At 66.0% G+C, this 24,560-nt stretch carries 19 protein-coding genes; 4 read left to right on the forward strand and 15 right to left on the reverse strand.

Translation table 11 applies throughout. The features are described 5' to 3' along the window. Positions 1-21: 21 nt before the first annotated feature. Positions 22-1,521: a 23S rRNA (uracil(1939)-C(5))-methyltransferase RlmD gene (gene rlmD / locus VB777_RS14615; protein WP_323249815.1), complete on the reverse strand. Its 1,500-nt coding sequence runs from the start codon at positions 1,519-1,521 to the stop codon at positions 22-24. A 135-nt stretch (positions 1,522-1,656) separates the two neighbouring features. Here rlmD and VB777_RS14620 point away from each other — a divergent pair, with 135 nt between their 5' ends. Continuing rightward, on the forward strand, positions 1,657-2,151 hold the full coding sequence (locus VB777_RS14620) for an allophycocyanin subunit alpha-B (protein WP_197170242.1): 495 nt from the start codon (positions 1,657-1,659) through the stop codon (positions 2,149-2,151). Positions 2,152-3,542: 1,391 nt separating this feature from the next. On the opposite strand, the gene VB777_RS14625 is transcribed toward VB777_RS14620, so the two are convergent. The 7 genes from VB777_RS14625 to VB777_RS14655 form a co-directional block, all read right to left on the reverse strand. After that, positions 3,543-4,820 carry a molecular chaperone DnaJ gene (locus VB777_RS14625; RefSeq protein ID WP_323249817.1) on the reverse strand — a complete coding sequence of 426 codons (1,278 nt, stop codon included), beginning with the start codon at positions 4,818-4,820 and terminating at the stop codon, positions 3,543-3,545. A gap of 28 nt (positions 4,821-4,848) precedes the next feature. Then, the gene (locus tag VB777_RS14630) at positions 4,849-6,525 is read right to left on the reverse strand and encodes a DUF3370 family protein (protein WP_323249819.1); all 1,677 of its coding nucleotides are present in this window, start codon (positions 6,523-6,525) and stop codon (positions 4,849-4,851) included. Between the two features lie 393 nt (positions 6,526-6,918). Continuing rightward, positions 6,919-7,722 (reverse strand): sigma-70 family RNA polymerase sigma factor, encoded by an 804-nt coding sequence (locus tag VB777_RS14635; protein ID WP_323249821.1) that lies wholly within the window; start codon positions 7,720-7,722, stop codon positions 6,919-6,921. Positions 7,723-7,952: 230 nt separating this feature from the next. Further along, positions 7,953-8,864 carry an ATP adenylyltransferase gene (locus tag VB777_RS14640; RefSeq protein WP_323249823.1) on the reverse strand — a complete coding sequence of 304 codons (912 nt, stop codon included), beginning with the start codon at positions 8,862-8,864 and terminating at the stop codon, positions 7,953-7,955. Beyond that, positions 8,854-9,954 (reverse strand): SpoIID/LytB domain-containing protein, encoded by a 1,101-nt coding sequence (locus VB777_RS14645; protein WP_323249825.1) that lies wholly within the window; start codon positions 9,952-9,954, stop codon positions 8,854-8,856. The genes VB777_RS14640 and VB777_RS14645 overlap by 11 nt, the downstream gene beginning before the upstream one ends. Next, positions 9,879-10,796, reverse strand: coding sequence for a PhzF family phenazine biosynthesis protein (locus tag VB777_RS14650; protein WP_197170244.1), 918 nt, complete (start codon positions 10,794-10,796; stop codon positions 9,879-9,881). The genes VB777_RS14645 and VB777_RS14650 overlap by 76 nt, the downstream gene beginning before the upstream one ends. Positions 10,797-10,824: 28 nt before the next feature. Next, on the reverse strand, positions 10,825-11,736 hold the full coding sequence (locus tag VB777_RS14655) for an NAD(P)H-dependent glycerol-3-phosphate dehydrogenase (protein WP_197155808.1): 912 nt from the start codon (positions 11,734-11,736) through the stop codon (positions 10,825-10,827). A gap of 70 nt (positions 11,737-11,806) precedes the next feature. Between VB777_RS14655 and VB777_RS14660 the strand changes: the two genes are divergently transcribed. Next, positions 11,807-12,574, forward strand: a complete 768-nt coding sequence (locus tag VB777_RS14660; RefSeq protein ID WP_197155810.1) for an SDR family NAD(P)-dependent oxidoreductase — start codon at positions 11,807-11,809, stop codon at positions 12,572-12,574. A gap of 9 nt (positions 12,575-12,583) precedes the next feature. Here VB777_RS14660 and VB777_RS14665 read toward each other — a convergent pair whose 3' ends face one another. After that, positions 12,584-12,982 carry a DUF2237 family protein gene (locus VB777_RS14665; RefSeq protein ID WP_231597912.1) on the reverse strand — a complete coding sequence of 133 codons (399 nt, stop codon included), beginning with the start codon at positions 12,980-12,982 and terminating at the stop codon, positions 12,584-12,586. A 118-nt stretch (positions 12,983-13,100) separates the two neighbouring features. Here VB777_RS14665 and VB777_RS14670 point away from each other — a divergent pair, with 118 nt between their 5' ends. Then, positions 13,101-13,331, forward strand: a complete 231-nt coding sequence (locus tag VB777_RS14670; RefSeq protein ID WP_197159286.1) for a hypothetical protein — start codon at positions 13,101-13,103, stop codon at positions 13,329-13,331. Between the two features lie 66 nt (positions 13,332-13,397). On the opposite strand, the gene VB777_RS14675 is transcribed toward VB777_RS14670, so the two are convergent. From VB777_RS14675 to VB777_RS14685, 3 genes are all read right to left on the reverse strand, one after another. Further along, on the reverse strand, positions 13,398-13,670 hold the full coding sequence (locus VB777_RS14675) for a DUF4090 family protein (RefSeq protein ID WP_197155811.1): 273 nt from the start codon (positions 13,668-13,670) through the stop codon (positions 13,398-13,400). Between the two features lie 90 nt (positions 13,671-13,760). Further along, complete coding sequence (gene metH, locus VB777_RS14680; protein WP_322758730.1) at positions 13,761-17,600, reverse strand: methionine synthase; 3,840 nt, start codon at positions 17,598-17,600, stop codon at positions 13,761-13,763. 19 nt (positions 17,601-17,619) lie between these two features. Next, positions 17,620-18,537 (reverse strand): branched-chain amino acid transaminase, encoded by a 918-nt coding sequence (locus VB777_RS14685; RefSeq protein WP_197155815.1) that lies wholly within the window; start codon positions 18,535-18,537, stop codon positions 17,620-17,622. A gap of 73 nt (positions 18,538-18,610) precedes the next feature. On the opposite strand from VB777_RS14685, the gene cobN reads away from it, so the two are divergent. Next, on the forward strand, positions 18,611-22,450 hold the full coding sequence (gene cobN / locus VB777_RS14690; RefSeq protein WP_323249832.1) for a cobaltochelatase subunit CobN: 3,840 nt from the start codon (positions 18,611-18,613) through the stop codon (positions 22,448-22,450). A 31-nt stretch (positions 22,451-22,481) separates the two neighbouring features. Here cobN and VB777_RS14695 read toward each other — a convergent pair whose 3' ends face one another. From VB777_RS14695 to hemJ, 3 genes are all read right to left on the reverse strand, one after another. Beyond that, the gene (locus VB777_RS14695; RefSeq protein WP_323249834.1) at positions 22,482-23,012 is read right to left on the reverse strand and encodes a hypothetical protein; all 531 of its coding nucleotides are present in this window, start codon (positions 23,010-23,012) and stop codon (positions 22,482-22,484) included. Positions 23,013-23,040: 28 nt separating this feature from the next. Continuing rightward, complete coding sequence (locus VB777_RS14700) at positions 23,041-23,724, reverse strand: PHP domain-containing protein (RefSeq protein WP_323249836.1); 684 nt, start codon at positions 23,722-23,724, stop codon at positions 23,041-23,043. 72 nt (positions 23,725-23,796) lie between these two features. Continuing rightward, complete coding sequence (gene hemJ, locus VB777_RS14705; protein ID WP_197170250.1) at positions 23,797-24,396, reverse strand: protoporphyrinogen oxidase HemJ; 600 nt, start codon at positions 24,394-24,396, stop codon at positions 23,797-23,799. Positions 24,397-24,560 lie beyond the last annotated feature (164 nt).

Consider the following 24,560-nt stretch of genomic DNA (forward strand, 5'->3'; position numbering starts at 1 on the left):
ACCGCCTGGGCATCGCTGAGCTCAGGCGCAGCGCTCCAGCACCACCAGGGTTTCCACGTGGCTGGTGTTGGGGAAAAAATCGAGGGGTTGCACGCTCAGCAGCCGGAACCGTGCAGCTTCCGGCTCGGCCAAGGCTTCTGCCCCGGTCCCAGGGTCAGCATTGGCCTCAGCGTCGGCACTGGCCTCAGCGCCGACGGATGGATCCGTTTGAGGAGCCTGCCTGGTGCCGCAGAGGCGACCGAGATCCCGGGCCAGGGTGCCTGGGTCGCAGCTGAGATAGAGCAGCAGCGGTGGGGGGGAGTTCAGGATGGCCTCCAGCACCGGCGGCTCCAGCCCCTTGCGGGGCGGATCGAGCAACAGGGCGCCAGCGCCGGGTAGTGAATGGGCCAGAGCCTCGGCCACATCCGAGTTGCTGAAGCGTGCCAAGGCGCTCAGACCATTGGATTCAGCATTGCGGCGGGCCAGTTGGACCGAAGCCAGGTGTGCCTCGATGCCCTCGACCCGATAGCCGGCGGCCGCGATCGGAAGGGTGTAGGTGCCGATGCCGCAGTAGGCATCGATCACGGAGCGGCTCGTGCCAGCGGCTTTCAGTGCAGCCAGAAGCAGGGGCACGACCCGCTCGGCCTGCACCGTGTTCACCTGAAAGAAGGTGTCGGCGGCAATGCGATAGCGCAGGCCAGCAAAGCGTTCCTCCAGCCAGTCCCGCCCGCAGAGCGTGCGGGTCTCATGGCCCATCAGCTTGTTGTTGGGCTCCGGCTGGAGATTGAGCGACACCCCCACCACCTCGGGCCAGCGATCCATCCAGCTGCTGGCCAGCGCATCGAGGCCCGGCAGGTTGTCGTTGCTGGCGATGAGGGTGATCAGCACATCGCCGGTGTGGTGGCCCACCCGCAGAGCCAGATGGCGAAGACCACCACCGCTGCGGCCATGGCGATCCACCGGCCAGGCGGCTTCCTCCAGATCCTCCTTCAACGGTTCGATCAGCCGATCCAGCCGGGCGTCCAGCACCGGGCAGTGGTTCATGTTGACGATCTGATGGGAGCCGCGTCGGTAGAACCCGGCCCGCAGCCGCAGCTCGTCAGTGAGCTCCAACGGAATCACGGCGCGGTTGCGGTAGCCGAGCGGAGACTCCGCTGCCAGCAAGGGCAGGGGCGGCAGGTCCGTTCCGCCGAGGCGCCGCAGCACCTCGCCCACCATCCCCTGCTTCCAGGACACCTGGGCGGCATCGCTGCAATGCTGCAGGCTGCAGCCGCCACAATTGTCCGAAAGGATGCAGGGGGGCTGGCGCCGGTCGGGGGACGGGCGTTCGATCCCCTTGAGTTCCGCCACCAGGTGGCGCCGGGCCTGGTGCACCACCCGCACGCGGACAAGCTCGCCGGGCAGGGCGTCGGCCACGAAGACCACCTGATCCCCCACACGGCCCACGCCCTGGCCATCGCGACCCAGATCGGCGATCTCCACCGAGAGCAGAGACCCCACTGCCACGCGGGCCCGGGTCTGATGGTCCCTGGATTTCGACACGGGCGGGAGGCAGACACTGGCCTTGATCATCGGCCCCTGGGCAGACCAGGTTGCAAAGGGGCGTAACACGTTCGGCTCAGGAGGCGATCCGGAGACGAGATCTCGATAAGGTGGTGCGTGCACGTGGCAGCAGAAATGAGCGTCGTTCGGGATCTGATCCTCCAGGCCGATGATCAGCTTCGTTATCCCACCGGCGGCGAGCTGCGCTCGATGGTGGACTTCCTCACCGGAGGCAGCCAACGGCTGTCGATCGTGAAGGTGCTCACCGACAACGAGAAAAAAATCATCGATGAGGCAGCCAAACAGCTGTTCTCCCGCAAGCCCGATTACGTGGCCCCGGGTGGCAACGCCTATGGCCAGAAGCAGCGTGCCCAGTGCCTGAGGGATTACAGCTGGTACCTCAGGCTGGTCACCTATGGCGTTCTGGCTGGCAGCACCGAGCAGATCCAGAAGATCGGCCTGGAGGGTGCCCGCGAGATGTACAACAGCCTCGGTGTTCCCATGCCCGGTATGGTCGAAGCCATGCGCACCCTCCGGGAAGCCGCCCTATCGCTGCTGAGCACTGAGCAAGCGGCTACGGCTGGTCCCTACTTTGACTTTCTGATTCAGGGCATGCAGACCACCACCTGAAGCACCTGACGGACACACGTCTTCCGCCGCGTCTCCTACAGGCGCGGCTTTTTCATGCTCTCTCGATCGGGTGACTGCTCAAGGGGCTTCCCAGGATGAGCACATCAGGAAGCATCGGCAGGTGATTCGCCAGGAGCACCAGCGTCTCAGCTATCCCGACCAAGTCGCCATATTGGTCTGAACAAGAGACACAGCCTGGATGTGTGAGCAGGCTCTGCCGTACAGCCGTCAACGACCGACATCGAGGCAACGTTCCCGATCCGAGCAAGCCGGCAGAACTGGATGCCGCACGTTCGGCATCCGCACGTTTGGCATCCGCACGTTTGACATCCGGACCCGACGCACGAGTCTCATTATGGACCATAGACAAGACCCGTAGGCGTCTCATTCGAGATAGACAGGAAAAGAATGGCCTGATTTCGACCTGGCCCCGCAGGGGTGCCGGAGACCCCCTGCGGGCGCACACGACAACAAGGTCCTGGGGAGGCGAAATCCGAACCGATCACCAGTCCGCCATCACCCGCTCTCCGAATGCGTACCTGCTTCAAAAGCAGGTACGCAGACTCCCAGAGCACAGTTCCTGACTTGGCTTTCAAGCAGTCAATCAAGACTTGGACAGTCTGTTCACACCCCACTGGACACAGTGGGCGGCGCGTGGGCACGGGCACGCCATCCAGACGGACCCGGAGGTCATCTCCCAGACAATGGTGGCTCCAGCAGGGTCTTCAAGCCCCAAGCACCAAGTATCAGCCCGAAGCACAGCCCTGCATCCAGAGCGGCTCGCCTCACCTCTGCATCCCAAGACAGACAAATGGCAGCTGGATTCCACGATTTTTCTGAATGTCGTGATCAGAATCAGATGAAGAAGCCAATGGAGTTCGCATAAGAATCGATCCAACCCTGCGGAGTCACGATCCAGCTGCAAAGGACCGAGCAAAGGTCAAGCGAACCACTCAGCCATTCCGAGGAAGAACGAAAACCCATCCCTTCGCAGTAGTCTCACGAGGCCCATTCAAGACTTTGAATCAGTCCTGGTATGGGACCCAGTTGAGAAGGTCTAGGCGCATGGTCCCCGACTGAGTCCCATGGCTGGTCTCGTCCGGCTTCTCAGGCGAGATGCATGGACAATGCCCGCAACTCCCTCCCCTTAACACCGGCCGATGGTCAACACATCCGGCCCTGAAGGCCCGCCGGGCTCACGAGATCGCATTTCAACCTCTCGCTATCGACACGACATTGGACACACATCGGGACAGCCTCAAGACGAACGAGAACCCATGGTCCACGCAACAGGTCCCTGCAGCGGGTCGCTGCAATCGGTCATCCAGCAGACTGTGCGATCAGCGCTGACGCGAGGTCTTGGCTTGATCCACTCAGCCAGAGCAGCGTTCTCAGCTGGATCCGCGGTAGAGCTCCTTGAGCATGTGATAGGCCTCATTGAGACGTCGCATCACATCCACGGAGCCGCCTGAATCGGGATGATGGAGCACAGCCATCTCGCGGTAAGACTCCCGGATCTGGCGGAGGCTGAGCTGATGACCCGGTGCTGTTGGCAATTGCAGCAGCTTGAGGGCGCCATGGAGGGTCATCGTGTGCTCCAGGGTGAGGAATGAAGTCCCGGGGCGGCGCCTGCGAAACCGATGCACAAAACGTCGAATCAACGTCGGAAGGCGTAGCTCCAGGGTGGCGGCACTGAAAGGGTCTTCCAGCAGCCCCGCCATCACCATCACCCGCTCAAAACTGGCAGGACCCGCCTCCCAGCTGGGGACAAAGCACCGTACCAATGCACTGGCCAGGGACCAGGTGAACGCCCGTCCCTCGCTCTGGTCGGCGTGCGGCCAGATGTCCTGAGCCAACCAGACCATGGCGGCTTCGAGCACGGCCTCATTGGGTTCGCTGCCGTAAAGATCACTCCAGTGCTGGGCAGCTGCCGTGAGGGCCCGCTGAATGGATGCCGCCGGCACCGTCGGCAGGGAATCATCCGTCTGGATCGAGCCAGGCCGGACCCGCAGACTACGCCGCAGGCGATCGGAGCGGCGCTGAACGAAGCCCGGCAGATCGATACCGCCAGGGCTGCCCCCACTGGACGGTGGAGGAACCTCCGACGGGGCACGGGGCGATGCGATCGGATCTCCAGTGGCTCGCAGAGCCACCTGCCTGCGGGGCACCAGTACCAGGGAGCCGCGCTCGTCGAGGGCGGTGCTGAACTCCTCATCCTCAGGATCCTCAGGCGCATCCTCTTCTGCAACCAGGTCCTGCGCAGAGTGCCGGCTCCCATCCAGGATCTCTGGCTCCGGTGTCGGCATTCCTGGGGCAGGAAGCGGCGAGCCAAGCCCAGGCGTGGTCCAGTCGATCGCCTCATCAGCGGCGCTCCCCAGGTCCTCTGGCGGAGACTGCATCGTCTCGGTGGCAGTCACGTCCGACCCCACGGTGTCTCTGGGGACTGCCTCCGGGGAGACAGTCCTCACTGGCCAACTCCCGCTGGAGAGTTCCACGACCTCCAGCGTCTCTTCCGGAAGGTCATCCTCGAAGAGACCCTGCAGCAGCCGCACCAGGATGTCGCCCCGGCTGCGTAGACCCCATTCCCCCCGCAGACTGTCGATCTGGGCGACCAGTTCAACCGGCAGTTCCAGACTGATCCTGCGCCGCTCTCTCTGGGCCGAGTCCACTACTGGTTCCACCGACGATGTGATTCGCTCAGCGGCCCACAAGGCCGCGCATGATGTCTTGCTGAGCCTCCACAGCGTCCCGGTAGAGCTCAATCAACGACTGACTGACCCTGACCGGTGGAAGGACCACGGGGACCTGTGTGGCAGCGGCTGCCGACCGTGACGGACTGACGGAATGGTTGATCGGGGGAAGGGGCGGGGTCGGCGGCTCCCAGCGATGAGGTCCGGGAGTCACGAGCGGGCGGGGCTGAGCCACAGCTGGTCGAGGCACCTGAGGACCGGCTGGTTGGACCGCCGGCGCAGGAACCAGGGCGGGGCCATTGTTGGCGACCGCAGGCGGAACAGCAGGTGGCGGAGCATTCGGACGGGTCACCGATGAACGAGCCAGCTCCAGTTGTCGCTCCCGCTCCTGCACAAGGGCCAACTGGGAGCTGGGCACAACGCTGAGAAGGTGGCCAGGGGTCGCATCGGCTGGGTAAACCAAGCTCACCCGCACGGTATTGACCACCCCAGGCTGCAATTGCAGGGAGGTGAGCGAGAGGCTCTGACCAGAACGCATGCCGACGTGCATTTCCTGCAGACCTTCGGGAGTCGTGACCTGCAGAGAGCCTCGGAAAGCGGTGAAATGTCGGCCACCACTGGGAGACGGATGGCTCATCACCAGCTCATACGGTCCATTGCCGGTGAGCTGTAGATCGACGTCGAAGCGAACGCCATAGGTGCCCACATTGTCAAGCGACGAATCGATCATGCGGGTCGCCAAGGCATTCACCTGCACGTCGCTGGTCCCGAAGTGATGGCGGAATGTGCTGGTCAACGGCACGTGAAGAGGTCCCTGGCTGCCTAGGTCATGACGAATGCTGGCCTTGTAGGCATCGCCAAGGGCCACGCCCCCCACCCGGGAAAAAATCTGGCGGTTCTGGATGTCGGCGATGCGACTGAGATAGACCCGACCCGGAGCCAGACGCCCCTGATCGAGCACCTCCAGGATGTCTCGATCACTGGTGGGGTCCTTCGCCGCCACCACAGCCACCTGGAAGGGACCATCGCTGTGACCTCGCAGCAGGGCATTGGCAATCCCAAGGGCCGGAAGGGCCGTGTTGAACAGCACGACCCGGCTGCGAGCAGGAATGGTGATCTCATCGGTGAGATTTCGATCCAGGCGACCCCGCAGCATCTGAACCGCCGTGGCATCTCCAGGACCCGTGTTCCATGGCCTGGGGCCCAAAGGCTTCACCCCCATCAGATTGTTGGCCAGATAAGGCGCTTCGAAACTGTTGCGGACCGCACCGTTCTTGAAGCGGATGTGAACGGGCCGCACACCGGGATTGATCAGGATCGCCGCCAGGGTGAGCTGGGCGCGGCGATCCTGCGGAGAAATGCTCTTGCGGTTGGGGGGGAAATACTTGTGATGCAGGTGCAGGCCGAAGTCTCCGTTGAAGGTGAATTCAGAATTGCGGAGGGCTTGGCCCGTCTCCGCAGCGATTGAGCTGCCGGGAGTGGTGGTGATCAAGATGCCGGGCCCCTCCACCTCCTCCGGCTGGTTGGAGTGGAGCACGGGCACGTTGTTGAAGGTGCCGTTGAGTGGGCGTGCCTGCTGACCAGCCATCAACGCCACATAGGCCGAAGCAGCCGGAGCCTGCAGGACCAGCGCCGAACCAAGCAGGACAGCCGAAACGGCTGGCAGGACTGAAACCAGCTGCATAGAACCAGCGGGACCGACCTCTTTCAAACTGTGTCTTGCGACTGGCAACGGCACATGATCTGTGATTTTCTTCGCAGTTGGGGGCGAGGCTTCCTGCTGAACCCAGAATGGGGCCACTCTGCCTGGGGAAGGCAAGCGTAAGGGGAGGGCCCAGCGGAGCATCTCAACGATCTCTGGTAGACGAGGATGGGAGTGGGCAAGTCTCAGAGGCGCTGAGTCGCAGGCTAGAACCAGACGGATCCACAGAATTTCTCATGTTTCCGCCCTTCCCCTGCTGTGCCTCCGAGGAGGACAGCCGCACCAGTCGGCGGCGTTACCAGGAACGCAAGCTGCGCATGCTGTCTTTCTGGCGCGATGGAATCGAGCGGCAGCTGGCGGCAGTGACAGCCGCGATCAACACCCTGGAAGCACAGATGCGCCGAGACCAGCCGCTGGACCCTCAGGATTGAGCCTCAGTTGCCCCCACTGGCTGCGCAACTGATCCAGCGCTCCAAGAAACCAGCGGCGGGCCGTCATCGGACTCACCTGCAGCTGCCGGGCGACGCGGCGATAGCTCCAGCCTCCCAGAACGACCTGGCGTACCAGAGTGGCCAGAGCCGGGTCGAGGTTGGCCAGCAGCCGCTCCACCGATGTCGGGCTGCTCCCGTTGAAGCCAGTCAGGTCATCGTGACCGCCTGAGACTTCCTCCCGGCTGGCATCCGGCAGGGCAGTGGGTTCGGTTCCGACCAGACCCTCCAGCGAAGCGGCACGCTTGAGTTGCTCCCCCTGGCGCAGCACATGCCACTGCTCGGGGCTGAGGCCCAGAGCCCGCCGCAGCTCCTCGGAGCCGGGGGTGCGCCCCTGCTGGCATTCGATCTCCCGTCCCAGCACCCGCAACCGATCGAGCATCTCCACCTGGCGACGGGGCAGCCTCACGCAACCGACGGAATCGCGCAGGTAGTGGAGGATGGCGCCCCGCACATGGGGCCGGGCAAAGGCCTCAAAAGGCACAGCGCGGTCCTGGTTGTAGAGCTCGGCGGCGCGCAGCAGCCCCAGCATCCCGACCTGCAGGAGGTCATCCAGGGGCTCACGGCAGCAGCGGGAATAGTGCAGGGCCAGGGGCCGCACAATCTGGCGGTACTGGAGCACGCGTGCATTCCGGCGCTGCTCGGCGCTGGATCGAGCGGCGGCTGGTGCTGGCAGACAACGGCGAGACATCGAATCGGAGGCGAATGGCCATCGGAGAGCACCGGTGGGGGTCTCCTCGGTTCACTCAGCCGCAGCCGGGCGTCGTCCTCAACCGCGATTCCACGGAATCAGCCGGCCGGAGGGGCAAGATTCCGTGAAACCACGGCCTTCGAGCCCAGCCTTCCAGTCGCCAGCTGCACCGTGACTGCGGGAGGAGCCTGTTCAAGAGGGTCCGGTCGGCAGTGATCAGCCCGCAGGGATCAGTCGGGGGCGGTCAGTCCCTCGATCTGGGACTCAAGCAGGAGCTCGGGCGATGCCGCCACCTCTTGCAGCAATCGAAAGGGGCCCTCTGTCTCAATCCAGTCCAGGCGTGAGGATGGACAACACAGCAGGCAGCCGGCGAAGCCGAGCGCATTGACGCTGAAACCGGCCGCATGTTCCCGCACCCGCCGCACGGTCAGGAACCAGTCGTCATCGAAGAGCAGGTTGTAGGGGTGACGGGGCTGACGATCGGATTCCGGGCTGCCCAGGCCGAGGGAACGGCAGTGCTCCTGGTAAATGCTGGGCAGGTCGGAGCAGCCGAGTGGATCGTGGCGGCGGCTGAGCCTGTAGGCCCAGGGCCAGGCAGGAGCCAGCCCATCGAGCTGGCAGCGCAGCCTCGGAGCCAACGGGCAGCTCGGTTCGCCGGGGTGGCGCGGCAACAGCTGCAGATGCCGATGCGGCTGGCTGGCCCCGGCTTCGGCACAGCTGTTGAAGAACCAGAGCCCGCCGGTGTCCCCGGCCACGTGGGCCACGCTGGCCCAGTCGTTCTCCTGCAGCCAACCGGCCTGAGCTTGCCACTGGCTGGTGATCAGCAGCAGATGGCCCCGCTGCACGGGGAATTTGTTCAGCAGCACCACATGGCATTCGCCCAGCAGCTCCACCTGCAGCAGCGGTTCCCAGGGCAGGAATGGGTTCGGCTTGGGCCCGCCCGCCCGCAGATGCTTGGGGGTGCTGGAAAGCAGTCGACGCAACACGAAGGGGGCGCTGCTCGGATGGGGCACCCGCTCCGTACGCAGTGGCACCAGGGCACCGGCGGCCAAGGCCCGCTCAGAGACGGCCAGGGCACGACGCCAGAGCCGAGCGGCGCGCTGGCCGGGACGCGTGCCCCGCATCAGGGAGTTACCCGGCACCGGCCTTGAGGCGGGCCAGGGAGGCACCCTGGTAGTAGCGGCCGAGGATCTGGTTGTACCGAAGACCCTGCTCAGCCAGATCCTGGGCACCGTGCTGGCTCATGCTGGCGCCGAGATGGCCATGGGCCTCCGAACTGATCTGCTGGGTGGAGGCGTAGAGGCTTTCGACGATCCCGCCCTGGTAGCTGAGGATCAGGCCGGCGGTGGAGGCAGCTGCCTGTCGGGTTCGCTCGCTGACGCTGGCCAGTCCGCGATACGCCTGCCAGCGGGTGGTGTTGCCCAGGTGCCAATGGCGGCTGGCCGGCCGGGCCATGTGAGCCAGGGCATAGGAACGGGCCGCCACGGCCTGGGCCCGCAGGGCCTCCATGTTCCAGCTGCTGGGCATTTCCGCCCCCACCACCGAGGCCACGTAGTCCTCGAGCGAAAGATGGTTGACAAGCTCCACGCCACTGCCGTTGAGCAGGAGCCTCAAGCGGCCTGCATAGGCCTGGCCATCAACCAGCAGCACGCCGGAACTTGCCTGTAACCAGGCTTCCGCCAGGCCGGATGGCAGAGCCCCCAGGGCCACAGCATCGCCAGCGGAACCCTGCTGCAGCAGGCGGCCGTCGCGGCTGAGCAGCTGCCAGGGGCCGCTGGCCCCCAGTCGGGGCTGGCCGGCAGCCCCCAGTAAGGCCACGCGGATCTCCAGGGCCACCGGTGCACCAGCCCCAGGCTCCACCAGATCGAGGCGCTGGGACGCCGCACTGGCGGCCCGCTCGGCCTGGAGGCCGCTCAGCTGGTCCTGGGTCGGCGCCATCCGCTCCTCACCGCCAGCTGCCGTGCCGGCCGCGCTGCGGGAGGCCGTCGTGGTGGTGGTGGGGCTGGCCACCAGGGCTGCGAGCAGGCGATCGTCGTCGGCCGTGCCGCGGCTGCTGGCCATGAGGCCCTGGGCCGCAAAACCGACGGCGAGAGCTCCCGCCGCCAGGGGGCCGGTCAGCAGCAGACGCCGGCTGAACGGAGGCAGCCAGGGCAGGTTCAGGCAGCGGCCCAGAGTGCTGCCCAGCTCTCGGCACCGCTGCCATCGGGTTCTGCCTGCAAGCTGCCGTTCCACAACAGATGGCCCGTACCGGTCAAGCGGATCATGCCTGAAGATGCCGCCTCACAGAGCATGCCGCCTGGCCGGCTGGAACACTGCCAGCCCACCACCGGCCGGTTGAGGCGCTCGATCCAGTAGGGGGCCACCAGGGCATGGGCGGATCCGGTGACCGGGTCCTCATCGATGCCGAGCCCCGGGGCGAAGAAGCGCAGGCGGAAGTCGGCGGGGCGGCCACCGACCAGCTCGCCAGAAGCAACGCCAGAGCCCTCAGCATGGCTGGTCTGGGCGCACTGCTGCATCAGCACAAGCCCTGCCCGCGCCTCCCCCTGCAGCTCCGCTGCCAGACCATCGAGCTGGCCCAGCTGGGCCGCCGGCGGCAACAGAGCGACGCAGTACCCCAGCGCAGAATGCCAGTACTGCTCCACGCCTGAGCCGAGTCGACGATGCAGCAGCGCCGCCAGCGGATCCGGCAGTTCTGCCGGCTGCAGCGGTGCGCTCGGGAGCTCGATCCGTCCACGGCCCGGATCGTCTTCGGCCAGCTGCACGACCAGGGGGCCACTGCGGCTGAGCAGGGCAGTGGACGCGCCAGGTTCCAACAGGCCCCAGGCCCCCAGCGCCAGCAGCGCAGCCAGGGTGGCGTGGCCGCAGAGCGGCACCTCACAGCTGGGGGTGAACCAGCGCAGGGCCCAGCCTCCGCCAGGCGCTGGCAGCAGAAAGGCCGTTTCCGACTGGCGCAGGCTGGTGGCCACCCCCTGCAGCCAGGCGTCGCTGGCGGGTCGCTCCAGCCGCACAACGGCGGCACCGTTGCCGGCCAGGGGCCGTTCGGCGAAGGCCTCGATCAGCAGGGCTGGGAGCATCACGCAGGCGCGAATGAAGGTGGGCAGATCACTCTGACGTGAGCTGCCGTTCCATCAGATCCGCCACGGCCCGGCGGGGTGTCGTGCGGCCCTCAAGCACCTGCACCACCTGATCGCAGATGGGCAGATGCCAACCGTTCTGTTGGGCCAACCGCAGCACGGCCCTGGCGGTGGCACGGCCCTCCACCGTGGCCCCGATCCGGGCGATGGCGGCGGTTTCGTCCAGCCCCTCCGCCAGCAGAACGCCGCAGCGATAGTTGCGGCTCAGGGAGCTGGTGGCCGTGGCCAGCAGATCCCCCAGGCCCGCCAGGCCATAGGTGGTGGCGGGATCACCCCCCATGCCGCGCACCACCAGGCCGAGTTCCGCCAGCCCCCGGCAGAGCAGCGAGGCGCGGGCATTGGCACCCAGGCCAAGACCGTCGCAGATGCCGGCCGCCAGGGCCATCACGTTCTTGAGGGCCCCGGCGGCTTCGACGCCGATCGGGTCAGCATTGGTGTAGAGGCGCAGGTTGTCGCTGCTCAGCTCCCGTTGCAGATGGCGGGCCAGCGTCGCCTTCTGGGAGGCCAGAACGCTGGCGGCGGGCAGACCCTGCTGCAGCTCCGTGGCCAGGTTGGGACCGCTCAGCACCGCCAGCGCTGCGTTCGCGAGGTGTTGCCGCCAGAGCTGGGTGGCGGTGCAGAGCCGATCCGGATCGAGACCCTTGCTGCAGCTCAACAGGGGCAGATCGTCCGGCCAGGCGGCGCTCAACTGGCTCGCCAGGGGCTCGATGCCGGCCATCGCCACGGCCGCCACCACCAGATCCCGATCGCCCAGCAGCGCCTTGGCATCGCCGCCATCCCGGCGCGACCAGACCACGACGTGATGACCGGCGCGGCGCCATAGATCGGTGAGGGTGGTGCCCCAGGCACCGCGGCCCAGAACGACAAGCCTCAGAGCCATGCGCAAACGGACGAGAAGCCGCGACTGCCGCGGTGGGGCCGTCATCATGCGCCATCCAGGGATCCCTGCCATGCCGAATCCACCGCAGCCCTCCGCGGCCCTGGCCCCGTTGGAGCGCTGGCAGGGGGAAGCGCTGGTGGTGGGAGCCGGCGGCATCGGCATGGCCCTGCTGGAGGCCTTGCAACAGCGTGCTCCGGGGCTGCGGCTGCATGCTGCCGGTCGCCATCGGCCCGATCGCCTGCCGGAGGAGGTGGTCTGGCTGCCTCTGGACCTGAGCGATGACCTCAGCCTGGGCACTTTTGCCGCACGGATCCAAGCCACGGCGCCGACCCTGCGGCTGGTGATCAACACCGCTGGTCTGCTGCACGCCCCTGCTCTCCAACCGGAAAAGCGGCTCAGCCAGGTGAAGCGCCAGGCCCTGGAGCAGAGCTTCGCGGTGAATGCCTTCGGGCCCATCCTGCTGGCGCAAGCCGTGGAGCCCTGCCTGCCGCGATGCGAGCCCTGCCAGTTCGCCAGCCTGTCGGCCCGGGTGGGCAGCATCGGCGACAACCGGCTCGGCGGCTGGTACGCCTACCGGGGCGCCAAGGCCGCCCAGAACCAGCTGCTGCGCACCCTGGCCCTGGAGTGGCAACGACGGCTGCCCCTGGCCTGCGTCAGCCTGCTGCACCCCGGCACCACGGCCACCGCCTTCTCAGCCCCCTTTCGCGGCTCGGTGCCAGCCGAGCAGTTGTTCACACCCCGGCGGGCCGCTGATCACCTCCTGGATGTGATCAGTGGCCTGGGGCCGGAGCAGAGCGGCAACTTCTGGGCATGGGACGGGGCGGCGATTCCCTGGTGAGCAGGCGGCTCAGACGGCATGCTCGCGCAGCACCTCCAGCGGGATGATCTCAAGGGTGGAGCGTTCGCAGGCCGCCAGCCGTACGGGCGGCGCCATACCGTCGTCGTAGGCCTCCAGCCAGCGGGCTGCGCAGACGCACCAGGCATCTCCCGGCTTGAGGCCGGGAAACTGGAACTCCGGAACGGGCGTGGTGAGGTCGTTGCCCTGGGCACGGGCATAGGTGAGGAACGCCTCACTGACCACGCAACAGACGGTGTGGCGGCCCAGATCGGTGGGATCGGTGCGGCAGTAGCCGTCGCGATGCCACCCGGTCAACGGGGCACAGCCGCACAGCTCCAGGGGTTGGTCGAGCACGTTGCGCGCCTCGGAGGCGGAAACCAGGGGCGAGTCAGGAACGGAGCTGGACACGGCCGTAGGGGGGGGCGGTTGTGTCGCAGTCTGACGAAGGACTGGCACAAGCTTTCCCCAGGAGGTTGACGGGATCCGGGGGGTAGGCGTTAAAGGTCGTTGATTGCCACCCCCCTTCATGAGCTGGGATTTCACCGAAGACGCGGCCTTCATGGCCCTGTGCGACGCCTACAAGGAGAGCGGTGAACCCTCCGCCATGGAGTTCCTGGCCCACGGCGAAGGAGCGTTTCACTTTCAGGAACTGACTCAGAACGCTGCCGGTGAGGGGGTTGATCTGAGTGACTCGACCGAGCTCGAGGAGTTCCAGCAGGAGGTGATCGACACGCTCGAGGCCATGTGTGCCGACTGAGCTGACCCGATCGCGTCCCTGACCGCCAGGGCCAGGGATCCGAGGCTGGAGCCCCAGGAGCGGCGCTCAGGAATAGAAGAAGGCAATCTCCTTGTCCTTGAGGCCGTCCCAGCCGGCAGCCTTGAGACGGGCATCCAGAGAGGCCTGATCGAAGTGCTTGGAGCCGGTCTTGACGATGCGGTTTCGCATCGACTTCTTGACGCCGCTGCGGGAACGCTGGCTTTCGAGCTCCATCACCTCGTTGTAGAGCTCCACCATCTCGACGGGAATGGGGGTGCCATCGAGATCAAGCCCGGAGGCAATGGCGGCATCAACACCACCGGGTCCGGCAATGGCCATGGATCGCAAACAGAGAGGCGGCAAAAGCCTGCCATGACACTGGGGCAGCAGGCACGGCCAAGGGCAGACGGCGGGGGGTGAGGGCCGAGATCAGGCGCTGAAGTAGCGGGCCTTGCTGTGCAGTGCCACCAGGGCTGTGGTGCTCTGCTCAGGATCCAGCTGATCACTCTCATCCATGGACAGACCAATGCGCTCGGCACCGAGCCATGCCAGCTGGGGACGGGAATCGGCCACATTGGGACAGGCCGGATAGCCGAAGGAATAGCGGCTGCCTCGGTAGCGCTGCGCCAGCACATCCCGAAGGGCCGCGGGTTCCTCGGCGGCGAAGCCGAGCTCCTTTCGGATGCGGGCATGGACCCACTCCGCCAGGGCCTCGGCCATCTGCACGGCAAGGCCATGGAAATAGAGGTAATCCGTGTATTGATCCGCTTGGAACAGCTGCTGCGCAAACGTGGTGGCCCCCTCCCCCATGGTCACCGCCTGCATCGGCATCATGTCGGCAGGCCTGGGCTCTCCATCGGCACCGATCACCAGATCGCGGTAGAAATCGGCGATGCAGTAGCGGTTGCCAGCCCGCTGACGCGGCAGTTCAAAACGGCCCAGTTCGCGGCCCGCCTGGCTGGGGCTATCCGATTCAGCCAGACCCGTGGGATCAAAGATCACCACGGCATTGCCGCTGCGGCCGCAGGGGAAATAGCCATACGCCACCCGCGGGGTCAGCAGAGATTCGTTGATGCACCGTTGCTTCCAGTGCTGCAGCACGGGCTCAGCCTTCTCGACCAGCATGGCTTCGTAGTCGGCACGTGATTGCTGCTGGGTTTTGCGCAATTGCCACTGGCCAGCGAACAGGGCCTGACGATCGAGGTAGGCAAACACCTCCTCTAGATCGATGTCGTTTTCGTTGAGGACTCTGCTGCCCCAGAACGGTGGGGTCAGGGCCGGCTCCTCGGGCACCATCTCAGAACGATGGTCGTTGGGGCCAGGGGAGATGGAGCCGGCAGGCTGAACAGCACCGGAGTGAAGCTGGGACGCAATGTCCGCAGATGTCTCAGACGAAGATGTCTGACTTGAAGACGTTTCAGCGGGAGTGGTGGCACCATCCTCAGGGCCCGCATTACCATCGGCACTGGCCAGACCAAGCCCTTCGGGAACGCCCGCCAGGAAACCCTTCTGATCATCCCAGGTGCCGGCTGATTTCGCATCCATCAAGGCATCCATGAAGCGCAGATCGGCAAACGCATCGCGGCCATAGACCACCAGGCCGCGATAGGCGGCGCGGCAGTCACCGTTGACGAAGCGCGGCGTCAGTGCAGCACCACCGAGAATCACGGGCACACCGATGCCGGCCTGATTGAAGGCCTCAAGGTTGTCCTTCATGAAGGCCGTGGATTTGACCAGCAGACCACTCATGGCAATGCAATCGGCATTGTGTTTCTGCTGGGCCTCAATGATGGCATCACAACTCTGTTTGATGCCGAGATTGATCACCTCATAGCCATTGTTGGTAAGAATGATATCCACCAGATTCTTGCCGATATCGTGGACGTCGCCCTTCACGGTGGCAATCAGAAACTTGCCCTTGCTGCTGCTCTCCCCCTCCTGCTTCTCCATGTGGGGCTCGAGATAGGCCACCGCCGACTTCATGGTTTCAGCACTCTGCAGCACAAAGGGCAACTGCATCTGGCCGGAACCGAACAGTTCGCCCACCACCTTCATGCCATCCAGCAGGAAAGTGTTGATGATCTGCAGCGGCGGATAACTGGCCAGGGCTTCATCGAGGCTTGGCTCCAGGCCGATCCGTTCCCCATCAATGATGTGCTGTTTCAGCCGCTCTTCCACAGGAAGATCGGTCAGCGATGGCCCCGAAGCCCGCGCCTCACGGGCGCTCACCCCTTCGAACAGGGTGGTCAACACCGTGAGCGGGTCGTAGTTGCAGACCGCTCCAGCTTTTGCCGCCTCCGTCGCCGAGATGCCAGCTTCGCTGGCATTCACAAAGCGACGGCGATCGTGAATCAGATCGCGGCAGACCTGCTGGTGCTCCTCACTGATCTTCACCAGCGGCAGAATCTTGGCCGGGCTGACTATCGCGGCATCCATGCCGGCCGCGCAGCAGTCGTGCAAGAACACGGAGTTCAACACGATACGGGCAGCTGGTGACAGTCCAAAACTCACATTGCTGACGCCCAGCACCACGTGCACGCCCGGCAACTGCGTGCGGATCCGGCGGATCGATTCGATCGTGGCGGCAGCATTGAGCCGATCCTCCTCGATGCCGGTGGAGATCGGCAGGGCCAGGGGGTCGTAAAAGAGTTCATGGGCAGGGATGCCGAACTCCAGGGCATCGCGGTAAGCGCGTTGTGCAATGGCGAACTTGCGCTCCGCCGTGCGTGCCATGCCCTCTTCATCGATGGTGCCGACCACCACACCAGCGCCGTAGGCCTTGGCCAGCTCCAGCACCTTGAAGAAACGCTCGTCGCCGTCTTCGTAGTTGGTCGAGTTGAGGATGCACTTGCCACCGGCCACCTTGAGGCCGGCCTCCATCTTCTGCCACTCGGTGGAATCGAGCATCAACGGCAGATTGACATTGGTCACCAACCGGCTCACCAGCTGGTGCATGTCGCGTTCACCATCGCGGCCCACGTAATCGACGTTGACGTCAAGCACGTGAGCGTTCTCCTTCACCTGGTTGCGGGCCACGGCCACCAGACCGTCCCAGTCTTCCGCCGCCAGCAGTTCGCGCACCTTTTTGCTGCCACTGGCATTGAGCCGCTCGCCGATGATCAGGAAGGAGTTGTCCTGGTGATACGGCGTGGTGCCATAGATCGAGGCAGCAGCGGGCTCGTAGCGCAACAACGGCCGCGGGCCGCTGTGGGTGGCATCGCCATCGGCAGCCTGGAGTGCATCGGAGCGACGCACCTCGCGGGGGGCTGGGCTGAGCTCGGCCGCCAGCTCCACCAGGGCGCCGATGTGGGCGGGGGTGGTGCCACAGCAGCCTCCGATCACCTGGACGCCGAGATCTTCGACGAAGTGCAGCAGCTGCAGCTTCATCTCCAGCGGCGTCAGCCGGTAATGGGCCACCCCGCCGATGTTCTCGGGCAGGCCGGCATTGGGGATGCAGCTCACCACAAAGGGACTGTTGGCGCTGAGGTAGCGGATGTGCTCCTTCATCTGCTCCGGGCCAGTGGCGCAGTTGAGGCCGAGCACATCAATCGAAAAGGGCTCCAGGATCGCCACCACGGCGGCTATGTCCGAACCCACCAGCATCGTGCCGGTGGTCTCCATGGTCACGCTGACCATCAGAGGCCTTCGCTCACCTGTGGCCTTGAATGCCGCCTCCAGGCCCTGCAAGGCCGCCTTGATCTGGAGAACGTCCTGGCAGGTCTCGACGATGAACAGATCCACATCTCCCGCCAGAAGGCCCTCGGCCTGCTCCTGGAAGGAGGCCCGCATCGTCTCGAAGGCAACGTGGCCCAGGGTGGGCAACTTGGTGGTGGGACCCATCGAACCCGCCACGAAGCGCGGTTTGTCGGGGGTGCTGTAGGCATCGGCCATCTCACGGGCCAACGCGGCGGCCCGTTTGTTCAGGGCGAAGGCCTGATCGGCGATGTCGTATTCAGCCAACACCAGGGACGTGGCACCGAAGGTGTCGGTCTCGATCACATCGGCGCCAACTTCAAGGAACTGGCGGTGCACCGCCTGCACGGCATCGGGCCTGGACATCACCAGAACCTCGTTGCAACCCTCCAGGGCAGCCCCACCGAAATCCTCGGCCGTCAGATTCATCTGCTGCAGCGAGGTGCCGGTGGCGCCGTCGAACACCAACACCGGACGATGGGGGCCATGAAGGCGCTCCAGAAATCCAGTGCGCTGCTGACGGGGCCCTGCGTTGGCAGAACCTTCGGTCGGAGAGGAGGGGGCAGTGATGACCATCTGCGGGTGTTCCTGTCGCTCAGGCCTCGAGGCGAATGCGCGTCACCCAATGGTCATAGGCGGGATCCCGGCCCTCCGTGATCAGGGTGAGGCGTTCGCGCAGCCGTTCCATGATCGGTCTCTGCACGGGAAGGTCGGTGGTTTCCACCCGCCGAACCGGTGTGACCCGCGCTGCGGTTCCACTGAGAAACACTTCATCGGCCACAAAGAGCTCGGTCTTGTCGACCGGTCGCTCCAGGGTGGGGATGCCCATGTCGCGGGCCAGTTCCAGCACACTGGCCCGGGTGATGCCCTCAAGGATATCCTGATCCACGCCGGGTGTGATCAGCACACCATCGCGCACGATGAAGAGATTCATACCGCTGGCTTCGCTCATCTTGCCGCGGCTGTTGAGCAGCAGAGCTTCATCAAAGCCACTGCGCACTGCCTCTGTTTTCGCCAGGGAACTGGTGATGTAGGCGCCGGAGATCTTGCCGCGCAGCGGCAGAGAGCGATCTTCCTGGCGGGTCCAGGAGCTGATGCGGCAGCTCACCCCTTCGGGAGACAGATAGTCGCCCAGCTCAATGCCGTAGATCAGAAAGTCGGTCTGGATGTCGTGCAGGCGCGGGGCGATGCCCAGATCGCTGGTGTAGACGAATGGCCGCAGATAAACCGGACAGGTGGGTTTGTTCGCCTGCAGAAACGCGTGGATGGCTGCATGGATCGTTTCCTCGCTCAGTTCCGTGAGCAGCAGCCGCGCGCTCTGACTGAGGCGGCGCGCATGGCGATCGGCACGAAACAGCAGAATCTCACTGGAATCGCTTGGATTGGGGATCGCCCGCATCCCCCCGAACGCGCCGGTGCCGTAATGGAGCGCGTGGGTGGCCACCGACAGGGTCGCCTCTGCAAATGGCACGCACTGACCGCCGAACCAGGCATAGGGGAGGAACTGATGCATCGGACCGGCGTTTCTGGAGCGATCTTCTCACTGCCAGGCCCCGACCGTGCCCGCAAGCACCCAGGATGAGGCCATGCATCGATTGGCCACGGTTCCAGGTTCAGCCGAGGAGGCGGCGCAGGGAGCGTTCGTTGAACAGCCAGCGGCGCCGGTGCTGCTGCTCACCAGTGCCGACACCGACATCGTGGCGCTGGAAGCCCTGCTGGTGGCTGAGCCGGATCTGCTCGGCAGTGACCTTCACGCCCTCAACCTGGCGGCGCTGGTCCATCCGGCCGTGATCGATCATTACGTCGCCAGCACAGTGGCAGCAGCCCGGATGGTGGTGGTGCGCCTGCTGGGGGGGAAGGGTCACTGGAGTTATGGCCTGGAGCGCCTGCAGGACTGGTGGCAGCAGGATCCAGACAGACGAGCGCTGGTGGTGCTGGCCGGCACCGCCGACGAAGACCGTGCCCTGGCGAACCTGGGCAGCGTCCCACCAGCTCTAGCCATCGGCCTGGCCGGCTGCCTGCGGGAAGGCGGGGCGGAGAACCTGCGTCGGATGCTGCGCAGCCTGCGCTGTCTCCTGGAGGGGCGGGAAGTGGTCCCGCCGCAGCCCAGCCCGCTGGCCGATCCCCTGCCCCACGACTGGCAGAACGATCCGGGCCCGCGGGTGGGGCTGCTGCTTTACCGGGCCCTGCACCAGGCCGGCGATCTGGCCCTGGTGGAGGACTGTCTCAAGGCCTTGCGGGGGCAGGGGCTCTGTCCCCGGGCCCTGTGGGTCAGCGGACTGCGGGATGCGGTCGTGCAACGGGGCGTGGCCGACCTCCTGGGCCGCGAACAAGTGCAGGCGGTGCTCTGTGCCACCGCCTTTGCCTCGGTGAGCGTCTCGGAGGCAGGGCTGGGGGCGCCGCTGTGGGAGGCCCTGAATGTGCCGGTGCTGCAGCTGCTCACCAGCGGCCAGCCGCGCGCCACCTGGCAGGCCAGCAGCATTGGCCTCGGGCCGGTGGATCTGTCGCTGCAGGTGGCGTTGCCGGAATTGGATGGCCGGCTCACCACCCGCATCGGCGCCTTCAAGGAAACCGAGCAAGCCAGTGAACGGTTATCCGTGGCCTTGACGCGTTACCGGCCCGACCCGGAGCGGTTGGCCTGGATCGCCCAGCTCACGGCCCACTGGATCCGCCTGCGAACGACTGCGGCCGCGGAGCGGCGCGTGGCACTCGTGCTGGCCAATTACCCCACGCGCAACAGTCGCCTGGCCAACGGTGTCGGTCTGGACACGCCAGCCAGCGCCGCCCTGATGCTGCAGTGGCTGGCGCAGGCCGGCTACGACCTGGCGGATCCCGACCAGGACCTTGCCCTTGGTGCTACCCGTCACGAGCCGGCACTGCCCGCCGATGGCGACGCCCTGATCCAGCGCCTGCTGGCGGGCCGCAGCAACGACCCCGAGAGCGGTCACCGGCCGGCCCTGGACCATCTTACCCTGGAGTGCTACGTGCAGTGGTACGCATCCCTGCCGCCGGCAGGCCGGGAGCGGCTGGAAGCCGTCTGGGGTCCGCCGGAGCGGGATGGCGGCCTGGAGGCGGCCGGCTTTCCGATCCGTGGATTGCGCTTCGGGCGGGTGGTGCTGCTGATCCAGCCGGAACGGGGCTATGACCGCGATCCCAGCCTCAGCTATCACAGCCCCGATCTGCCGCCCACCCATGCCTACCTGGCCCAGTACCTGTGGCTGCGGCAGAGCTTCGCAGCCCAGGTGGTGGTGCATGTGGGCAAGCACGGCAATCTCGAATGGCTGCCCGGCAAGGGCCTGGGCCTCTCGTCCGACTGCTATCCGGAATGGGCCCTGGGGCCGATGCCGCACCTCTATCCCTTCATCGTCAATGACCCGGGCGAGGGGTCGCAAGCCAAGCGCCGGGCCCAGGCGGTGATCCTCGATCACCTCACCCCACCGCTGGGGCGGGCCGGGCTCCATGGCGACCTGCAGGAACTGGAGGCACTGCTCGACGAATACTGGGAGGCCTGCCAACTGGGCAGCGAACGCGCCATCTCCCTGCGCAGGCGGCTGGCCGAACGTCTGGAGGGACTGGAATTTCCCCTGGAGCCCGGCAGTTGCCAGGAAGAGGAAGAATCGACTGCCATCCGGACCCTGGAGGAGCGCCTTGAGGCAGCCGATGGCTATCTCTGCGAGCTGAAGGAGGCTCAGATCCGCCTGGGGCTGCACACCTACGGCACCCTGCCGTCGGCCGGCAAATTGACCGAACTGCTGCTTTGCCTGGCCCGCGCACCGCAGGACCGCCAACCGGGTTTCACGCAGGCGCTGGCCCGGGACCTCAACCTCGACCTCGACCCCTGGAGCGATCCGGAGGAGGCGCGCCTGAGCGAGCTCGACCGGCAACGTCTGCAGGCGCTGCAGGCTCAGCAGTGCTCGGTACCCCTGCGCCACGTGGGCGATGGTGTGGTGTTGCTGGAGCAGGCCGCTCTGGCGCTGCTCCAACCGCTGCTGAAGGACCCTGAAGACAGCGATTCCGGGGTCACAGCTGCAGCCCAGCCGCCGGTGTGGGGCGCCAGCACGGCAGCCGCCCTGGACAGGGTCCAGACCGTTCTGCTGCCACGGCTGCTGGCCTGTGGCGATGCCGAACAGCAGGCCTTTCTGCGGGGACTGGCCGGCGAGCGCATCGCCGCCGGGCCTTCCGGTGCCCCCACCCGCGGCCGCCCCGATCTCTTGCCCACGGGCCGCAACTTCTATTCGGTCGATCTGCGGGGCCTGCCCACCGAAGCGGCCTGGGATCTGGGACGCCGCAGTGCCGCCCTTCTGCTGGAGTTGCACCTCCAGGAGCAGGGCGACGACCTGCGCTGCCTGGCCCTGTCGGTGTGGGGCACAGCCACGATGCGCAACGGTGGCGAAGACATCGCCCAGGCCCTGGCCCTGCTGGGGGTGCAACCGGTCTGGGACGGACCCACCCGGCGGATGGTGGATCTCGAGCTGATTCCCCTGCGCGTGATGCAGCGGCCACGGGTGGACGTGACCCTGCGGATCTCGGGGCTGTTCCGCGACGCCTTTCCCCAGCTGGTGGGCTGGATCAACCGGGCCACGGCCATGGTGGCGGCGCTGGATGAACCCGAGGAGTCCAATCCCCTGGCGGCGGCGGCCCGCCGCGAGGGCCACAGCGGCCGTGTCTATGGATCGGCGCCAGGGGCCTACGGCGCCGGTCTGCAGGGCCTGATCGACAGCGGCCACTGGGAGGAGCGCCGCGATCTGGGGGAGGCCTTCCTCAACTGGAGTCAGTGGCGGTATGACGGGGACGCCGGTCTGGGCAGCTCAGCCGGCTTGACGGCTCTGGCCCCCGGGGCGATTGACGCCCGCATCGATCGCAGCGGTCTGGAGCGGCGGCTGCGCCACGTTGAGGTGGTGTTGCACAACCAGGACAACCGCGAGCACGACCTGCTCGACTCGGATGATTACTACCAGTTCCAGGGAGGCCTCAGCGCCGCCGCTGAAGCGCTCAGTGGCTCAGCTCCGGCCCTGTGGTTCGGCGATCATTCCCGCAGCCAGCGGCCGCGCCTGCATCGGCTGGAACGGGAATTCGACAAGGTGCTGCGCAGCCGCGTACTCAACCCCCGCTGGATCGATGCCATGCGCGAGCACGGCTACAAGGGAGGATTCGAGATGGCGGCCAGTCTGGATTACCTGTTCGCCTACGACGCCAGCACCGGCCGGGTACCGGACTGGAGCTATGGAGCTCTCTGTGACCGCTGGCTGGGGGATGCAGCCGTGCGCCAGTTCCTGCAGGGCGCCAACCCCTGGGCCCTGCGAGATATGGCCGAACGACTGCTGGAGGCCCACCACCGCGGACTCTGGGAGAGCGCGAACCAGAACCAGCTGGACCAGCTACGCCAGCTGGTTCTGGACAGTGAGGCCTTGATCGAAGCCCGTTAGGGCCTGATCAAGCGCCCCAGCAGCCTGCCGCTCAGGCGTTGAGATCCTTGACCATGGACTTGAACGGATCGATCGATCCGGGCTTGCCCTGCTGACGGGTGATCGCCGGTTGGTCGTTGGCGTCGGTGTCGTTCTGCTTCCTGGCGCCAGCGGCCCCACCCGGGACGTTCACCCCGGTCACGGCCGAGCCCTTGAGCCGCTGCTCCAGCTCAGCGGCGGACATCTGCTTGGCAAAGGTCTTCTTGACCGGCTTGGGCACACCGCCGGTGAGATTCATCTCAGCGCTGGCGGAAGCCATGCCGGGGAGTCCTTCCGAGGCCCGTTCCAGACGCGCCTCCATCGAGGCCACCTCCTGCACCATCTCCTTGTTGCCAGGGTTATCAGCCGTACCCGGGAAGGTATGGCGAATCGTGTTGGAGCGCCGCATGAAGTTCACATCCCCCATGCTGGTGGAGGCGTCTGGCTCCAGGAAGAACGCTTCGGCTTCCTTCTTGGGTTTGGAGGCCGGCTTCGAGGCCGCCGCAGCGTTACGGGAACCGAGCAGACGATCGAAGAGGCCCATCGGCGTTGAAGAAAGGCGTCAACTGAGCCTAGCGGCCCCGCAGCTCCAACCCATGGGTATCGGTACCACAACTCTGCAAAAGGCCACGTTCAGCCAGAGCGCCGGCGATTGCTTCGCACACCAGCGGTGTCGGCGCCCAGCGACCCTGCATGGCGTAGTCGTACCAGGCCTCGGCCCCGTCAAATCCCTGGGTGGCGGCGGCCGTCAGCAGGCGCTGGTGACTCAGCCGGTAGCGGGCCGGATGGGCCAGCAAGGCCAGGCCTCCAGCGGAGCGGATGGCCGCCACCACGGCCTCGGAGCGAAGCGCCGGTCCCACCACCGCCTCGCCGCGCAGGTAGATCGCAAGGGCGGGATGGTCCGGGCTGCAGCCCAGGGCCAGCACATGCACCAGACAACCCTCCAGCAGGCAGCTGATCTCGACACCACTCCAGAGGGTGGGAACGGTCACCCCTTCAGACGCCAGTTCATTCAGGGCCGCCTGCACCTGCGGACAGGCCGCCATGGAGTGGTGATCCGTCACCGCGAAATGTTCCAGACCGATCGCAGCGGCCTGGCGGGCCAGCTCGCGGGGATGCAGGCTGCCGTCGCTGCAGGTGGTGTGGCAATGGAAATTGAGCCGACCCGGGCAGCTGTCTGCCGAGACTGTTCGGAGCACCCTGGCCAGAGGGTGGTTGGCCGCCTCGCCACGCAGCTGGGGGAACGACGTCACCATCAGCAGCGGGGCCGCGATCTCGACGCGGCAGGAAGAACGCGGGGTTCGAGGCCAGGCTGGCAGCGCATACCGTCAGCCCACCAGCGAGTCGGCCGCCGCCAGCCGTTCGGCCCGCAGACGACGCCAGCGGGCATAGAACTGAATCGAGGCGGCCATGAACACCACCAGGGCCACGATGAACCAGGTGGCGGCGCCGGTAGGGAACTGGTTCTTGAACACCACCAGCATCACCACCACCACCAGCAGAAGGGTGGGCAGCTCATTGAGGGCCCGCAGCTGCTTCGGGCTCCAGCCGCAGTTGCCCTGCTGCAACTGGCCCATCAGCCGATAACAGAAGGCGTGGTACGCGAGCAGCGCCGCCACAAAGGCGAGCTTGGCGTGCATCCAACCCTGGTGCAGCCAGGCGGGATTCACGCTGAGCAGGCCGGCTGCGCAGACCACCGCCACCACCATGCCGGGGGTGGTGATGATGTTGGCCAGACGCCGCTCCATCAAGGCGTATTGCTGCTGGAAGGCAGAGCGCAGGCTGGGTTCGAGCTCCTCAGCCTCGCGGTGGTAGATGAACAGTCGCACCAGGTAAAAGAGCCCGGCGAACCACACCACCACCCCCACGATGTGGAGGGTCTTGAACCACAGATAGGCCTCGGGCGGCCAGGCGAAGGCCAGGGGCATGCGGCAGGGCGGTCGGGTCGATACAGGCTAGGGCCGGGGGTTCGGGATGTTCGGATGGGGTGCCGGTTGCCGGCGAGGCAGGAAGCGGCGCTCTGGCAACCCGGCATTGTCGAGGCGGCATTGGCACGAGCCCTTGCTTCTTGCTGGGGTTTCAGATCGAGGCC

This window comes from Synechococcus sp. CCY9202, assembly GCF_034931685.1.
GTDB lineage: Bacteria > Cyanobacteriota > Cyanobacteriia > PCC-6307 > Cyanobiaceae > CBW1002.

What these genes read in the sequence shown, in the direction of transcription:
- metH (WP_322758730.1), bottom strand. Translation starts at nt 17,600, where the DNA reads ATGGTCATCACTGCCCCCTCCTCTCCGACCGAAGGTTCTGCCAACGCA.
- VB777_RS14700 (WP_323249836.1), bottom strand. Translation starts at nt 23,724, where the DNA reads ATGGTGACGTCGTTCCCCCAGCTGCGTGGCGAGGCGGCCAACCACCCT.
- cobN (WP_323249832.1), top strand. Translation starts at nt 18,611, where the DNA reads ATGCATCGATTGGCCACGGTTCCAGGTTCAGCCGAGGAGGCGGCGCAG.
- VB777_RS14670 (WP_197159286.1), top strand. Translation starts at nt 13,101, where the DNA reads ATGAGCTGGGATTTCACCGAAGACGCGGCCTTCATGGCCCTGTGCGAC.
- hemJ (WP_197170250.1), bottom strand. Translation starts at nt 24,396, where the DNA reads ATGCCCCTGGCCTTCGCCTGGCCGCCCGAGGCCTATCTGTGGTTCAAG.
- VB777_RS14635 (WP_323249821.1), bottom strand. Translation starts at nt 7,722, where the DNA reads ATGTCTCGCCGTTGTCTGCCAGCACCAGCCGCCGCTCGATCCAGCGCC.
- VB777_RS14620 (WP_197170242.1), top strand. Translation starts at nt 1,657, where the DNA reads ATGAGCGTCGTTCGGGATCTGATCCTCCAGGCCGATGATCAGCTTCGT.
- VB777_RS14655 (WP_197155808.1), bottom strand. Translation starts at nt 11,736, where the DNA reads ATGGCTCTGAGGCTTGTCGTTCTGGGCCGCGGTGCCTGGGGCACCACC.
- VB777_RS14695 (WP_323249834.1), bottom strand. Translation starts at nt 23,012, where the DNA reads ATGGGCCTCTTCGATCGTCTGCTCGGTTCCCGTAACGCTGCGGCGGCC.
- VB777_RS14675 (WP_197155811.1), bottom strand. Translation starts at nt 13,670, where the DNA reads ATGGCCATTGCCGGACCCGGTGGTGTTGATGCCGCCATTGCCTCCGGG.
- VB777_RS14630 (WP_323249819.1), bottom strand. Translation starts at nt 6,525, where the DNA reads ATGCAGCTGGTTTCAGTCCTGCCAGCCGTTTCGGCTGTCCTGCTTGGT.
- VB777_RS14660 (WP_197155810.1), top strand. Translation starts at nt 11,807, where the DNA reads ATGCCGAATCCACCGCAGCCCTCCGCGGCCCTGGCCCCGTTGGAGCGC.
- VB777_RS14650 (WP_197170244.1), bottom strand. Translation starts at nt 10,796, where the DNA reads ATGCTCCCAGCCCTGCTGATCGAGGCCTTCGCCGAACGGCCCCTGGCC.
- VB777_RS14685 (WP_197155815.1), bottom strand. Translation starts at nt 18,537, where the DNA reads ATGCATCAGTTCCTCCCCTATGCCTGGTTCGGCGGTCAGTGCGTGCCA.